10 protein-coding genes and 2 pseudogenes are annotated in these 14,023 nt (G+C 76.6%); 7 read left to right on the top strand and 5 right to left on the bottom strand.

Annotated features, from left to right (window positions below; translation table 11 throughout):
* The first annotated feature begins 53 nt into the window (after nt 1-53).
* Both ABZ641_RS13125 and ABZ641_RS13120 read left to right on the top strand, forming a co-directional pair.
* Nucleotides 54-1,715, top strand: a complete 1,662-nt coding sequence (locus tag ABZ641_RS13125) for a sensor histidine kinase (protein ID WP_344626330.1) — start codon at nt 54-56, stop codon at nt 1,713-1,715.
* A complete protein-coding gene (locus ABZ641_RS13120) occupies nt 1,712-2,410 on the top strand; it encodes a response regulator (protein WP_344626329.1) in 699 nt (232 codons plus the stop codon). The genes ABZ641_RS13125 and ABZ641_RS13120 overlap by 4 nt, the downstream gene beginning before the upstream one ends.
* Here the strand turns inward: ABZ641_RS13120 and ABZ641_RS13115 are convergent, their stop codons facing one another.
* The gene (locus tag ABZ641_RS13115) at nt 2,411-3,013 is read right to left on the bottom strand and encodes a class I SAM-dependent methyltransferase (RefSeq protein WP_359981434.1); all 603 of its coding nucleotides are present in this window, start codon (nt 3,011-3,013) and stop codon (nt 2,411-2,413) included.
* A 219-nt stretch (nt 3,014-3,232) separates the two neighbouring features.
* Between ABZ641_RS13115 and ABZ641_RS13110 the strand changes: the two genes are divergently transcribed.
* The 4 genes from ABZ641_RS13110 to ABZ641_RS13095 all read left to right on the top strand — a co-directional run bounded on the left by ABZ641_RS13110 (nt 3,233) and on the right by ABZ641_RS13095 (nt 8,459).
* Nucleotides 3,233-4,594 carry a diaminobutyrate--2-oxoglutarate transaminase family protein gene (locus tag ABZ641_RS13110; protein WP_359981431.1) on the top strand — a complete coding sequence of 454 codons (1,362 nt, stop codon included), beginning with the start codon at nt 3,233-3,235 and terminating at the stop codon, nt 4,592-4,594.
* Complete coding sequence (locus ABZ641_RS13105; RefSeq protein WP_359981428.1) at nt 4,591-6,063, top strand: pyridoxal-dependent decarboxylase; 1,473 nt, start codon at nt 4,591-4,593, stop codon at nt 6,061-6,063. Before ABZ641_RS13110 ends, ABZ641_RS13105 begins: the two co-directional genes overlap by 4 nt.
* 426 nt (nt 6,064-6,489) lie before the next feature.
* Nucleotides 6,490-7,209, top strand: a complete 720-nt coding sequence (locus ABZ641_RS13100) for a tRNA-dependent cyclodipeptide synthase (RefSeq protein WP_359981425.1) — start codon at nt 6,490-6,492, stop codon at nt 7,207-7,209.
* A gap of 47 nt (nt 7,210-7,256) precedes the next feature.
* Entirely contained in the window at nt 7,257-8,459 is a 1,203-nt protein-coding gene (locus ABZ641_RS13095; RefSeq protein ID WP_359981422.1) for a cytochrome P450, read from the top strand.
* A 19-nt stretch (nt 8,460-8,478) separates the two neighbouring features.
* Here ABZ641_RS13095 and ABZ641_RS13090 read toward each other — a convergent pair whose 3' ends face one another.
* The 4 genes and pseudogenes from ABZ641_RS13090 to ABZ641_RS13075 form a co-directional block, all read right to left on the bottom strand.
* Entirely contained in the window at nt 8,479-9,285 is an 807-nt protein-coding gene (locus ABZ641_RS13090) for an inositol monophosphatase family protein (RefSeq protein ID WP_344626342.1), read from the bottom strand.
* A 97-nt stretch (nt 9,286-9,382) separates the two neighbouring features.
* On the bottom strand, nt 9,383-10,555 hold the full coding sequence (locus ABZ641_RS13085; protein ID WP_359981419.1) for a type III PLP-dependent enzyme: 1,173 nt from the start codon (nt 10,553-10,555) through the stop codon (nt 9,383-9,385).
* On the bottom strand, nt 10,552-12,330 hold the full coding sequence (locus ABZ641_RS13080; protein WP_359981416.1) for an IucA/IucC family protein: 1,779 nt from the start codon (nt 12,328-12,330) through the stop codon (nt 10,552-10,554). Before ABZ641_RS13080 ends, ABZ641_RS13085 begins: the two co-directional genes overlap by 4 nt.
* Nucleotides 12,331-12,377: 47 nt before the next feature.
* Nucleotides 12,378-13,928: pseudogene (locus ABZ641_RS13075) on the bottom strand (IucA/IucC family siderophore biosynthesis protein); the annotation flags it as partial.
* Nucleotides 13,929-13,930: 2 nt separating this feature from the next.
* On the opposite strand from ABZ641_RS13075, the pseudogene ABZ641_RS13070 reads away from it, so the two are divergent.
* A pseudogene (locus ABZ641_RS13070) lies at nt 13,931-14,023 on the top strand (4Fe-4S binding protein); the annotation flags it as partial.

The following is a 14,023-nucleotide window of genomic DNA, read 5'->3' as shown; positions in this document are numbered from 1 at the left end:
AGTTCACACCGGACGGTGCCGCCGCCGGGGGAGGACCGTGCACACTGGCCGGTATGCGCATCCGCCCAGGCCGTCCGGCCCGCACGGCCCCGCCGGTCCGACCGGCCGCGGGGGACCGTCCCGCGCGCCGACCGCTGCGCAGCCTCGCCGGGCAGCTCTTCGCCGTCCAGGTGGTGATCGTCGCCGCGGTGGTCGCCGGCGGCGCCGTCCTCGCCTACCTCTTCACCGAGCACCGCACCCACGACGCCGCGGTCCGCCAGGTCACCGCCGCCGCCCGGGCCGTCGCCGACGCACCGGCCGTCGCCGAGGCCGCCACCGGCCCGGACCCGACCGCCGTGCTCCAGCCCTACGCCGAACGGGTCCGCCGGGACACCGGCGTGGACTTCGTCACCGTCATGGACACCCACGGCATCCGCTGGGCGCACCGCGACCCGGCCCAGATCGGCCGCCCCTTCCTCGGCCACACCGACGGCGCGCTCGCCGGCCGCACCACCAGCGAGACCTACACCGGCACCCTCGGCCCCTCCGTCCGGGTCGTCACCCCGATCCTCGACGGGCACGGCCGGGTGGTCGGCCTGGTCAGCTCCGGCATCACCCTGGAGTCGATCAGCGCCCGGCTGCGCGGCCCGCTGCTCGCCCAGGCCGGCGTCGCCGCGGGCGCCCTCGCGCTCGGCGGCGCCGGCACCTACCTCGCCAACGCCCGGCTGCGCCGGCACACCCACGGCATGGGCGCCGCCGAACTCAGCCACCTGTACGACTACCACCAGGCCACCCTGCACTCCGTCCGCGAGGGCCTGGTGCTGCTCGACCGGGCGCACCGGGTGGTGCTCTGCAACGACGCCGCCCGCGAACTCCTCGGCCTGCAGGGCGAGGTGGAGGGCCTGCCGTTCGACGCGCTCGGCCTGCCCGAGTCGCTGGTGCGGGCCGTGCTCGGGCCGGAACCGGCCCACGACGAGGTGCACCTGACCGCGGAGCGGGTCGTGGTGCTCAACACCTCGCCGATCGGCACCGGCCTCGGCAGCGTGCTCACCCTCCGCGACCACACCGAACTCCAGTCGCTCACCGGCGAACTGGACAGCGTCCGGGGCTTCGCCGACGCCCTCGGCGCCCAGGCCCACGAGGCCGCCAACCGGCTGCACGCCGTCGTCTCGCTGGTCGAACTCGGCCGCCACCAGGACGCGGTGGACTTCGCCACCGCCGAACTCGAACTCGCCCAGCGGCTCACCGACAAGGTCGTCGGCGCGGTCGGCGAACCCGTCCTCGCCGCCCTGCTGCTGGGCAAGGCCTCGCAGGCCGCGGAACGCGGCGTCGACCTCGTCCTCACCGAGGACAGCCGGATCGACGACGGCGTGCTGCCGCCCGACCTCGCCCCGCGCGACCTGGTCACCGTGCTCGGCAACCTGATCGACAACGCCGTCGACGCGGCCATCGAGAACGCCGCCGAGCACCCCGGCCCGCCCGAGGTCACCGTCATGGCCCGGGTCGACGGCGGCCACCTGCTGCTCCGGGTCGCCGACACCGGCGCGGGCATCGACGCGGCCGCCGCCGGCGAGGTGTTCCGCCGCGGCTGGACGACCAAGCAGCACGGCCGCGGCCTCGGCCTCGCGCTCGTCGCCCAGACCGCCCGCCGCAACGGCGGCACCGTCGAGGTCGGCCGCGACCGCGGCGCCGTGCTCACCGTCCGGCTGCCGCTCCAGCGGGAGGCCGCCCGATGACCGCCGAGATCTCCGTGCTGGTGGTCGAGGACGACCCGGTGGCCGCCGACGCGCACGCCCTCTACGTCGCCCGCACCCCCGGATTCCGGGTGGCCGCCACCGTGCACAGCTGCGCCGGGGCGCTGCGCGCCCTGGAACGGGCCCGGGCCGGCGGCGCCCCCGTCGACCTGGCCCTGCTCGACCTCTACCTGCCGGACGGCCACGGGCTGCAGCTCTGCCGCACCCTGCGGGCGGCCGGCCACACCACGGACGTCATCGCCGTCACCTCCGCCCGGGACCTGGCGATGGTCCGCCAGGCCGTGTCGGCGGGCGTCGTCCAGTACCTGCTGAAGCCGTTCAGCAGTGCGGCGCTGCGCGAACGGCTGGACCGCTACGCCCGCTACCGGGCCAGCCTCGGCCGGCCCGGCGAGGCGGTCGGCCAGGACGAGGTCGACCAGGCGTTCGCCCTGCTCCGCACCCCCGAACGGTCCGCGCTGCCCAAGGGGTTGAGCGCCCCGACGCTGGAGACCGTGGCCGGGGTGCTGCGGGCCGCCGACGCCGGGCTCTCCGCGGCCGCGGCGGGCACCGCCGCCGGGGTCTCGCGGATCACCGCCCGCCGCTACCTGGAGCACCTGGTCGACACCGGGCTCGCCGTCCGGGAGCCGCAGTACGGCCAGGTCGGCCGGCCCGAGCTCTGCTACCGCTGGCGCGGCTGATCAGACCCGTTCGGCGACGGCGAGGAAGCGCTCGTCGGTGTCGGTGTACGAGAGCGTCCGCCAGCCGTTCGCGGCCAGCAGCGGGCGGAGGTTGGGCTCGGCCCGCAGGTCGTCGGGGGTGAGCGCGCGGCCGTGCCGGGCGGCGAGCGCGGCCCGCCCGATCGGGTGGTAGAGCGCGAGACGGCCGCCCGGCGCCGTCACCCGGGCGAGTTCGCGCAGGCCCTCGGCGGGTCCGGGCAGATGGGCGATCAGGCCGGCGCCGAACACCAGGTCGGCCACCCCGTCGGGCAGCGGCAGCCGGGCGCAGTCGGCCCGCACCAGGGCCGCGACCGGGCGGTGAGCCGAGGCGACGGCCAGCATCTCCGGCGTCAGGTCCACCCCGAGCACGGTGCCCCGGGGCCCGACCGCGTCCCGCAGCAGCGGCAGCGCCCGCCCGGTGCCGCAGCCGGCGTCGATCACGAACGCACCCTCGCCGGGCGCCAGTTCGGCGATCGCCGCGGCGTACCGCGGTCCGTCGTCGGGGAACTTCGCGTCCCACCCCGCGGCCCGGACCGCGAAGAACTCCCGGGTGCGTGCGCGCTCCGCGCGATCGTCCTCGGCCATGCACCGCAGTCTAGGGGCCGGTCGGGGAGGGGAGCGGTGCGCCGGGCGGCCGCAGCTGTCGCACCCGCTCGGGCCGTGACCTTTCGGCGGCCGGCTCGTTGGGGCAGGGCGGAGCCGTGCCCGGGGTGGACTTCGGTAGGAAATGTCCGATCCTGCGGCGGCGGACCGGCTCCAGCCGGTAAAGTTAGGCTTACCTAACTTCGCGAGGAGAGCCCGTCCGTGAGCCCCACCGTCGACACCGCCGCCCCGGCCGGTGACGCCATCCTGCGCCGCCAGCGCATCCGCGAGTCCGCCGCCCGCACCTACGCCCGGTCCTTCCCGATCGTGCCGGTCCGGGCCAACGGCATGACCGTGGAGGGGGCCGACGGGCGGCGCTACCTCGACTGCCTCAGCGGGGCCGGCACCCTCGTCCTCGGCCACAACCACCCCGTCGTGCTGGAGGCCATCCGCCGCACCCTCGACGGCGGCGCCCCGCTCCACCTCCTCGACATCGCCACCGCCGAGAAGGACGACTTCACCACCGCCCTCTTCGAGGCGCTGCCGCCCGCCTTCGCCGCCCGCGCCAGGGTGCACTTCTGCGGCCCGGCCGGCACCGACGCCGTCGAGGCCGCACTCAAGCTCATGCAGACCGCCACCGGCCGCAGCGGCGCCCTCGCCTTCACCGGCGCCTACCACGGCATGACGGCCGGGGCGCTCGCCGTCACCGGCTCGGTCGCCGTCAAGGCGCCGCTGCCCGGCGGCGGCGAAGTCACCCGGCTGCCCTACCCGTACCCCTACCGCTGCCCCTTCGGCGTGGGCGGCGAGCGCGGCGCCGAGCTGTCCGCCGCCTACACCGAACGGCTGCTGGACGACCCGGCCGGCGGGGTCACCGCCCCCGCCGCGATGATCCTGGAGGCCGTCCAGGGCGAGGGCGGGGTCGTCCCGGCCCCGGACGACTGGCTGCGCACCATGCGCCGGATCACCGCCGACCGCGGCATCCCGCTGATCGTCGACGAGGTGCAGACCGGCGTCGGCCGCACCGGCGCCATGTGGGCGGTGGAGCACAGCGGCATCGAACCGGACGCGATCGTCCTCTCCAAGGCCATCGGCGGCAGCCTCCCGCTGGCCGCCGTCGTCTACCGCGAGGACTACGACGGCTGGCGGCCCGGCGCGCACACCGGCACCTTCCGCGGCAACACCCTCGCCATGGCGGCCGGCGCCGCCACCCTGCGGTACGTCGCCGCGCAGGGCCTGGTCGAGCGCTCCCGCACGGTCGGCGCACGGATGGCCGCCCGGCTCGCCGGCCTGCAGGGCCACCTCCCGGTGATCGGCGACGTCCGCGGCCGCGGCCTGATGCTCGGCGTCGAACTCGTCGACCCGGCCGGCACCCCCGACAGCTGCGGCGCCCTGCCCGCCGACCCGGCGCTCGCCGTCCGGGCCCGCGAGGCCTGCCTGCAGCGCGGCCTGATCGTCGAACTCGGCGGCCGCCACGGCGCGGTGCTCCGCCTGCTGCCGCCGCTCACCATCACCGACGAACAGGCCGACGCCGTCCTCGACCGGCTCGCCGACGCCGTCGAGGCCGCCTCCCGGGCGCAGCCGTGAGACCCCCGGCCGGCTCCGACGCCCTCTCCGGCGGCAGGGCCGGCCCCGCCGCGCTGCGGCCGCTGCTGGACGAGGTGCTGACCGCGCTCGCCGCCGGGGCCGAGGACCGCGGCGGCCCGATCCCGGCCGGCCGGCCCGACGGCATCACCGGACTCGTCCGCGACGCCCTCGCCGCCCCGCCCGGCCCCGACGCCCTGGCCCGGCTCACCCGGCTGCTCGCCGGGTACGCCGCCGACCCGGCGGACCCCGCCTGCGCGGCCCACCTGCACTGCCCGCCGCTGGCCGTCGCCGCCGCCGCGGATCTCGCCGTCAGCGCCCTCAACCCCTCCCAGGACTCCTGGGACCAGGCCCCCGCCGCCACCGCCCTCGAGACCGCCCTGCTCGCCGAACTCGCCGCCCTGGCGGGCCTCCCGGCGACGGCCGCGGGCGTCCTCACCTCGGGCGGCAGCGAGTCCAACCTGATGGGCCTGATGCTCGCCCGCGACCGCGCCTTCCCCGGCGCCGAACTGCACGGCCTCCCCGCCGGGGCCCGCCCGCGGATCCTCGCCTCCGCCGCCGCGCACTTCTCCGTCCAGCGCGCCGCCGCCGTCCTCGGCCTCGGCGAACTGGCCGTCCGGTCCGTCCCCGTCGACCGCACCCTGCGGATGGACGGCCGGGCCCTGGCCGACACCCTCGCCGACACCGTCCGCCGCGGCGAGATCCCGATCGCCGTGGTCGCCACCGCCGGCACCACGGACACCGGCGCGATCGACCCGCTGCACCGCGCCGCCGACCTCGCCGCGCAGTACGGCGCCTGGCTGCACGTCGACGCCGCGTACGGCGGCGGCGCCCTGCTCTCCGACCGCCTCGCCCCGCTGCTCGACGGCATCGGCCGCGCCGACTCCCTCGCGCTCGACTGGCACAAGCTCGGCTGGCAGCCCGCCGCCGCGGGCGTCTTCCTCGTCCGCCGCGCCGACACCTACGCCCCGCTCGCCCGCCGGGCCGTCTACCTCAACCCGGCCGACGACGAGGAGGCGGGCTACCCCAGCCTGCTCGGCCTCTCGCTGCGCACCACCCGCCGCCCGGACGCCTTCAAGCTCGCCGTCACCCTCGCCGTGCTCGGCCGCTCCGGCCTCGGCGCCCTGGTCGACGCCTGCCACCGGCTGGCCCGGTACGCGGCCGAGGCCGTCGCCGCCGAACCCGAGCTGGAACTCCACTGCCCGCCGGTGCTCACCACCGTGGTCTTCCGCCACCGGCCCCGGTCGGCCGACCCCGCCCGGCTCGACCGGCTCAACGCCGAACTCCGCCGCGAGCTGCTGCGCACCGGCCGCGCGGTCGTCGGCCGCACCGAACTCCCGGGTGACGGCCCCGGCCGCGTCCGCCTGAAGCTCACCCTGCTGAACCCGCACACCGCACCCGCGGACGTGGACGCCGTCCTCGCCGCCGTCCTGGCGGCCGGGCGCCGGGCGGAGGAATCGCACAGCGGCTGATGGCGGTCGGCCAGTTCCTTTCGGAGGAAGACACACTGGCCATTTCTCCGGCGATTTGTTAATCGGCGAACATTCGTTCCGTGGACATACGGTGTGACGCTTGTCCAGCACTTTTCAGTCGCGCCCGGTGGGAATTCCGCCAATCCCCGGGCCGGGCTTGCCGACCCGGTGAAGATCGGCGGTAGCTTCTCGTGGTCGCCGCCACACCGGGAGCACACGGCTCCCCGGGACTAGCGGCGCGAGGGGGCTCCGTCGTGCCGTCTTCGGCCTGCTCGCGGGCGATCTGAGCCTGCCCGCCCCACTCCCCGGCCCCGTCCGCAGCGCCCCACCCCGGCGCCGGACCCGTGCGGCCGCCCTGCACGCGCACCTCCGGCCCGGTGAATCCGGAGCCGTCCGCACCCGTCCCCGTCCGGCGGAGGAATCGGCATGAGCGAAACACTGCTGAGCACCACGATCGACGAATTCCAGGCATTCCCGTACTCCGAGCAGTGCCGCCGGGTCTTCGCCCGCGGCGACCACCTGCTGATCGGCGTCAGCCCCGGGAACAGCTATTTCAGCGCCCGCCGCATCACCCAACTCGTCCACTGGGGGAAGGAGTTCTTCGACTCGGTGGACATCGTCCACGCCGACCTGCACGTGGACGCCCAGTTCGGCGCCCAGGGCTACCCGCCGGACGCCGCCGCCCGCCGCGCCGCCAAGGAGGTCAAGGCCACCCGGCGGCGCGTCGAACGCGGCGCCGCCGACGCCGGCCGCCCGGGCGTCCGCACCCACGCCCTCTCCGACTTCACCGGCGGCGAGACGTACCGTCGCCTGCACGCGGAGGTGCTGGCCGCCCTGGCGGACGACCGGCCCTTCCGCGAGGCCGCCGAGCGGATGGCCCTCGGCTTCCTCCGCGCCCGGCTCGACGGCGCCGCCCCGACCGCCGACCAACTCGCCGCCGGCCTGCGCTACATCGCGGCCGAGCTGCCGTTCTTCCTGGACACCCCGGCCCTGCTCGGCGTGCCCAGCTCCGTCGCCTGCTACCACGTCGAACTGCCGCTCACCCCCGTGCTGTTCGGCCGGTCCGACGGGCTGCGCGCGGCCCCCGGCCAGGCCTACGCGGTCGTCCGGCCCACCGACGCCGCGGCCGACCGCCGCGCGGCCTGAACCCCGATCACCGCACCACCCCCACCCCTGCCACCGCGAGGAGCCCGATGACCGTCACCGAACAGCCCGAGTTCACCTTCCCGCTCTCCCGCCGGGGCGACCTCGTCCCCGAGGAGGTGGCCGCCCTCCGCGCGAAGCACCCGGTGGCCAAGGTCCGCACCATGACCGGCGATCCGGCCTGGCTGGTCAGCAGCTTCGACCTCGCCCGGCAGGTGCTGGAGGACGAGCGGTTCAGCCTCAAGGACACCGCCAACCCCGGCGTCCCGCGCCAGTACGCCCTGACCATCCCGCCCGAGGTGGTCAACAACATGGGCAACATCAACAGCGCCGGGCTGCGGCAGGCCGTCATGAAGACCCTCAACCCGCGCGCCGACCGGGAGTTGGCACCCTGGCTGGCCGCCGAGGCGCACCGGCTGATCGACCGGCTGATCGAGCAGGGCGCCCCCGGCGAACTGCGCGACGGCTTCACCGAGCCCTACTCGGCCGCCCTGCACTGCAGGCTGCTCGGCATCCCCACCGACGACTGGCGGCGGCTGATGGCCGGCATCGACGTCGCCTTCCTCACCAGCCCCACCCCCTTCGAGGGTTCGGCCGCCAACTGGTACAAGGACCTCGGCTACATGGTCGACCGGCTCAACGCCGACCCGGAGCCCACCGAGGGCCTGCTCGGCCGCTTCGCCGAACTGCGCCGCTCGCCGGACGCCGCCGACCGGATCCCCGACGAGCTGCTCGCCACCGTGGCGCTCTCGCTGTTCGGCGCCGGAGCGGTCTCCACCTCGTCCTTCCTGCTGCACGCCGTCATCATGCTGGTGCAGCAGCCGGAGCTCGCCGGGCGGATCCGCACCGAGCCGGGCGTGATCGACCGCGCGGTCGAGGAACTGCTGCGCTGGAACCTGTCCATCGGCGACGCGCTGCCCCGGCTCGCCCTGGCCGACGTCCAGCTGGGCGAGGTGCTCGTCCGGAAGGGCGAACTGGTACTCGTCCTGGTCGAGGGCGCCAACCACGACCCGGAGGTCTTCCCGCACCCCGAGCGGATCGACTTCGACCGCCCGGAGAACCCGCACCTCGCCTTCGGCGCCGGCCGGCACTTCTGCCCCGCCTCCGCGCTCGGCCGCACCCACGCCGGGATCGCACTGACCGCGCTGGTCCAGCGGCTGCCGGAGCTGCGGCTCGCCCTGCCCGTCGAGCAGCTCGCCTGGCGCCCCGGCTTCATCAAGCGGCTGCCGGAGCGCCTCCCGGTGCTCTGGTAGCACGGGAGGCCACCGGGGGTCAGTGCACGGCGGCGCCGAGCAGGATCTCCTGGGTGCGGTCCCACACCGCCGGGTCGCAGGCGACCAGCAGCCCGTCGAGACCGCCCGGCGGCTCCGGGCGGTACTCGCTGCCGTCGAGCCGCGCGGACACGCCGCCGGCCTCCGTCACCAGGAGCGAACCGGGGGCGTGGTCCCACGGCAGGGTGCGCCAGTAGAGGATGAACTCCTGCCGGCCGTCGGCGAGCTGCGGGTACTCCATGCCCGCCGACCGCCGGCCGGCGGACACCTCGCCGAACACCCGGGCATTGGTCTGCAGTCGGTGGTGCAGCACCGGGTCGAGGAAGCGGCTCTTCACCGAGCCGCGCCACGTCGCCGGCTCCGGGGCGGCCGGCTGCCGGACGATCCGCTGCCCGTCCCGCCAGGCGCCGGCGCCGAGTTCGGCGGAGTAGCAGACGCCGTCGACCGGCTGGTAGATCCAGGAGGCGACCGTACGGCCGGCCCGGACGAGCGAGGCCATCACCGCGAAGTCCGGGCGGCCGGCCACGAAGTTCGCGGTGCCGTCGACCGGGTCCACCAGCCAGCACGCCGGCTCGGTGGAGAGCGCCCGGGCCAGCGACGGATCGGCGGCCACCGCCTCCTCGCCGACCACCGGCACCGGCAGCAGCTCGCGCAGCCGCCGGGAGATGATCACCTCGGCCTCCCGGTCGGCGACGGTGACGATCTCACCGGGTGCCTTCTCCAGCACCTCGCCCGCCGCGAGGGCCCGGAACCGGGGCTCGACCGCCTCCGCCGACGCCTCGGCGAGGATCTCCGCCACCTTCTCCATCAGCACCCGAACGCTCCCTTCGCCGGGTACCACTCTCCCATGCCCGGCCACCCCCGACCTGCGGCGGCCCCGGGACCACCGGGCGCACCCGGGACCGCTACCCGTCCAGGAAGTGGAAGCCCGGGTGGGGGTGCATGAGGAACTCGTGGTGGGAGATGTTCCAGGCGTAGGCGCCGGCCATGGCGAACACCACCCGGTCGCCCGCCCGCAGGCCCGCCGCGGGCACCCGGGCGGCCAGCACGTCCTTCGGCGTGCAGAGCTGGCCCGAGAGGGTGACCGCCGGGCCCGCCGCGGTCGGCCGCTCCCACGGGTGCGGCCAGTGCTCGGACGGCAGCACGGCGAACGGCTGGGCGTGGCCCCGGGTGGCCGGGGTCCGCAGGTGGTGGGTGCCGCCGCGGACGACCGCGAAGTCCTCGCCGTGGCTGTGCTTGAGGTCCAGCACCTCGGTCGCGTACCAGCCGCAGTAGGCGGTGAGCGAGCGGCCCGGTTCGATCCGCAGCCGCAGTCCGGGGTGCCGGTCGAGCAGCTTCTCCAGGCCGGTGCCGTAGGCCGTCCAGTCGAAGCTGCGGCCGGGGTCGGCGTAGTCCACCGCCATGCCGCCGCCGACGTTGGCCTCGGCCAGGCCGAGGCCGGCGGTGTAGTCCACGATCCGCTCGGTGAGGGCGAGTTGGCCCGCGGCGTCGAGGCCGCTGGCGAGGTGGGCGTGGATGCCGCGCAGCCGCAGCCCGCCGGAGCCGGGGGAGTCCAGCAGGCGCAGGCACTCCTCGACGCCGGCCGGGTCCATGCCGAACGGGCTGGGCCGGCCGCCCATGGCCAGGGCGACACCGTCGAGGCGGCCCTCGGCCACCGGCAGGTTGGCCCGCAGCAGGACGTCCACGGCCTCGCCGGAGGCCGCGAGCAGGCGCAGCTCGTGGACGCTCTCCACGTGCCAGCGGTGCACCCCGGCGGCCAGTGCGGCGGCGATCTCGGCCGGGGTCTTGCCGGGGCCGCCGAACGCGGTCGGCGCGCCCGGCACCGCGGCCCCGACGTGGGCCGCCTCGCCGCCGGAGGAGACCTCGTAGCCGTCCACGTACGGCCGCAGGGCGGTCAGCAGGGCCGGCTCCGGGTTGGCCTTCGCGGCGTAGTACAGCTCGACCCGGGCGGGCAGCGCGGCCCGGACGGCGGCGGCGTGGGTGCGCAGCGCCGGCAGGTCGTACAGGAAGGCGGGCAGCTCCTCCGGGGCGAGCGCCTCGACGCGGCGGGCGACCAGGGCGCCCGGGGCGGCGTTCACCGGGCGGCCCCGCTGCGGGCGGCCTCGGCGAGCACCTCGGGGGCGAGCGGCGAGGGCAGCCGCACGTAGCCGGCCTGCCGGTCGGGGAGGCGTTCCCAGCGGGTCAGCAGATTGGCCTTGGCGGGCAGCGGGGCGCCGTCCAGCAGGGCGGTGAGCCGGGCCGGGCGGCCGTGCGCGTCGGCGCACTCGTCCAGCACGGTGCCCAGTTCGGCCCAGAGGTCGGCCTCCAGCCGGCCGGACCGGGCCGGCGGGGCCTGGTCGGCGAGGGCGGCGAGCAGCTCGGAGAGGTGGTTGACCAGCAGGCAGTAGACCACCCGGTCCCAGCCGCGGTCGGCGTCGTAGGTCATCGGCCCGGCGACCTCGGGCGGCAGGCCCGCGAGCGCCGCGCCGTGCCGGCCGGGCAGCAGCTTGGTGCCCTCCAGGTCGCGGAAGAGCACCTGCCCGGGCCGCCCGTCGCCGTCCACGCAGACCAGCACGTTCTGCAGGTGCGGTTCCAGCACCACGCCGTGGTCGAAGTAGGCGGCGAGCACCGGCGGGACGACCAGCCGCAGGTAGCGGGCCCACCAGTCGCGGGCGGCGGTCGGGCCGGCGCCGTCCAGCAGCGCGGCGACCTGCGCCGAGCTGGTCGGGTACTCGTCGGCGACGGCGGCGGCCAGCAGCGGCGTGAGGCCGGGGCGGACGGCGCCGGCCAGGCCCTCGCGGACGATCAGGCCGAGGCCCTCGTACAGCGCGGTGTCGGGGCGGCCGTCCGGGCCGGGCAGGGCCAGCGTGCGGAAGGCGGGTTCGCGCAGCACGGCGGCGTCCGGGAAGCGCCGGGCGAGGTCGGCGAACGGCCCGGCCAGCAGCCGGGTGAGCGCGACGGCGCCGGCCAGCTCGTACGCGGCGTTCTTGCGCAGGCAGTTGGTGATCCGCACGTTGAGGCTGAACTTGAGGAAGGCGCCGGCGCCGTAGAGCGTGCGGACGGAGGCGGTGGCGGTGAACGGCGCGCCGCCCGGGCCCAGGTCGAGCACGTCGCCGCGGGCGAGCGCGGCGGTGAGCGCCGGGTGATCGCGCAGCAGCGAGAACTGCCACGGGTGGGCGGGCAGCAGCCGGTAGCCGGCCGGGACGGAACCGCGCAGCCCGTCGAGCAGGACGGCCGCGGCGGGGTCGGCGGCGTCCTCGGCGAGCAGCTCTGCGCGGACGGCGAGGTGGCGCAGCCGGAAGGCCGCCCGGGCCTCGGGCGCGTAGGCCGTCCAGGTGGCCGGGTCGGCGGTGCGCCCGGCGGAGCGGGCCTTGGGCGCGGGGTGGAAGCGGTGCCCGAACAGCAGCGCCTGCTCGGACTCCAGGTAGCGGTCCGGCCCGGGCTCCGGGCGGTCGGCCAGGGCGGCGCTCACCCCGGCGTGGCTGGAGGCGAGTTGGGCGAGGAACTCGTCGTTGGCGGTGCCGCCGCGGTGGCCGAGTTCCGCCTCGACCTGCTCGGCGAGCTCCCGCCAGCCCAGCTCCCGCCAGGCGCCCTCTCGCAGGCTGTTCGCCCGCGGGGCGTCGGCGGTGTGGGTGAGGACGGGGCCGGTGAAGCGGTGCGCGCCGGAGAGCGAGGTGCGGCGCAGCGCGACCCGCAGCAGCGCGCCGCGGCGGGGCAGCCGGACGACCAGGTGGCCGTCCAGGACGGCGGTCTGGTGCTCGGGCGCGGAGACCTCGCGCAGCAGGCAGTTGAGCAGGGTGTGCGCGACGGCGTGGTCGGCGCTGGGCAGCCCGGTGGGGGCGCAGGTGTGGCGGGCGTCGAGCCGTGGGGTCATCCGGTTGCTCCCTCGCGGGTGTGGGCGGCGGGCGCCTGCGGGTGTGCTCACCTGGGCGCCTCCAGCAGGTAGTTGGGCCCGGTGGTGTAGTGCTTGTTGATGTCGGCCGCGCCGGAGCGCTCCTTGCTGAGCAGGGTGCCGGCGGTGACCATCGCCTTCACCGGCAGGTCCGGGGCGTCGAGCAGGGCGGTGCGCAGCGGGGCGCCGGCCGGGCCGAGCCGGTCGACGGCCTCGGTGAGCCGGGTGCGCAGCAGTCCGAGGGTCCGTGCGAGCGGGGCGCGGCCGAGGGCGGCGAGCCCGAAGGCGAGGGCGCCGGTGCACAGGTGGCCGGTGATGGTGGTGAACAGGTCGGTGACCGGCCGGTCGTCCGTGCCGGCGATCCGGGCGTCGTCGAACGCTTCGGCGTACGGCGCCAGTTCGCCGAGGCGGGCGGTGTTGAGGCGGGGGCCGTCGTCGTCCTTGAGCAGCAGCCGCATCCGGGTGCGGCCGCCGGGGCGGTCCAGCACCAGCGAGGTGTTCTGCTGGTGCGCCTCCAGGGCGATGCCGTAGGAGAAGAGCGTGGTGTGCCAGTCGAGCAGCAGCTGCAGCAGCTCGTCGTAGAGGCGCAGCACGTCGCCGCCGTGGAAGCGGTCGGCGAGGTGGTCGAGGACGGTGCGCCCGCCGGGGGAGGGGGCGAGCAGGGCGGCCAGCGGGACGGTCACCGACCCGTCCAGGCCCGCGGGTTGGCGGCGCAGCAGGACGGCGAGGAGCTCGTGGCCGGCGTGGGCGAAGCACTGCTCGTCGGCGTGCAGCACGGTGCCGGCGAACCGGGCCTCGCGGGCGGTGACGGCCTCCAGCAGCCGCTGCCCGGCGGCACCGTCGACCAGGCTGCCGGGCTTGATGGTGCGCCGGTTGCGCAGGCCCAGGGTGGCGGTGGCGACGGGTAGTTTGAGGTGGACGGACGGGTCCTCGACGACCGCGACGGTGCGCATCGACAGGGTCGGGCGGACGGTCAGGTACGGCCGCTCGGCGAGCCGGGCACCGGGCACCGGTGCGGCCAGGCCGGGTGTCGCGGTGAGCGGGTGGACGGGCAGGGCGAAACCCGGGCCGGGCTCGCCGAGGTCGGCCGGGGCGGGCCACCACCCGGGCAGCGGGCCGGCTCCGTGCCGGGTGACGGCCGCCTCGGGCAGGATCAGCCAGCGCAGTTCGAAGGCGGGGTGGAACTCGGGTGCGTGGCCGCGCAGCTGGTCGTCGGTGAGGCCGGCCCGGCCCCGTCCGGCGGGGTGCACCGGGTGGTCGAGGTAGGCGGCGAGGGTGTCGAAGCCGAGCGAGGCGGCCGGGCCCGTCCAGTCGGCCGGGTCGGGGCCGAGGCGCTCGGCGAGGCCGTCGAGGACGGCCGGCCGGGCCAGGTCGTGCAGCCGCATGGTGGCGAGCGCCTGCCGGCACTCCTCGGCGAAGGCGGTGTGGCCGTCCCGGTCGCGCGGGTCGGCGAGGCCGGCGACCGCGGCGAGGATCTCGTCGAGGCCGGTCAGCGGGCGGCCGTCGACCTCCAGCAGCGGGCGGCGGGCCGTCCAGCGGCTCTGGAACCCGTCCTCGGTGACCGGCAGGGCGAGCCGGCCGCCGCCACCAGCTGAACCGGCACCCCGACGGCCTGGAGAAGTGCGTCGGCTGCGAGCTGTGCGCCTGGGCCTGCCCGGCCGACGCCATCTACGTC

Origin of the sequence: Kitasatospora sp. NPDC007106, from assembly GCF_040634455.1 — a bacterium.
GTDB classification, from domain to species: Bacteria; Actinomycetota; Actinomycetes; order Streptomycetales; family Streptomycetaceae; genus Kitasatospora; species Kitasatospora arboriphila.
The sequence above is the reverse complement of the archived record's forward strand: the minus strand, read 5'-3'. Positions and strand labels throughout refer to the sequence as shown.

Excerpts from the sequence above, each read along its gene's own strand:
- ABZ641_RS13120 (WP_344626329.1), top strand. The coding sequence starts at position 1,712 with ATGACCGCCGAGATCTCCGTGCTGGTGGTCGAGGACGACCCGGTGGCC.
- ABZ641_RS13090 (WP_344626342.1), bottom strand. The coding sequence starts at position 9,285 with ATGGAGAAGGTGGCGGAGATCCTCGCCGAGGCGTCGGCGGAGGCGGTC.
- ABZ641_RS13095 (WP_359981422.1), top strand. The coding sequence starts at position 7,257 with ATGACCGTCACCGAACAGCCCGAGTTCACCTTCCCGCTCTCCCGCCGG.
- ABZ641_RS13100 (WP_359981425.1), top strand. The coding sequence starts at position 6,490 with ATGAGCGAAACACTGCTGAGCACCACGATCGACGAATTCCAGGCATTC.
- ABZ641_RS13125 (WP_344626330.1), top strand. The coding sequence starts at position 54 with ATGCGCATCCGCCCAGGCCGTCCGGCCCGCACGGCCCCGCCGGTCCGA.
- ABZ641_RS13080 (WP_359981416.1), bottom strand. The coding sequence starts at position 12,330 with ATGACCCCACGGCTCGACGCCCGCCACACCTGCGCCCCCACCGGGCTG.
- ABZ641_RS13115 (WP_359981434.1), bottom strand. The coding sequence starts at position 3,013 with ATGGCCGAGGACGATCGCGCGGAGCGCGCACGCACCCGGGAGTTCTTC.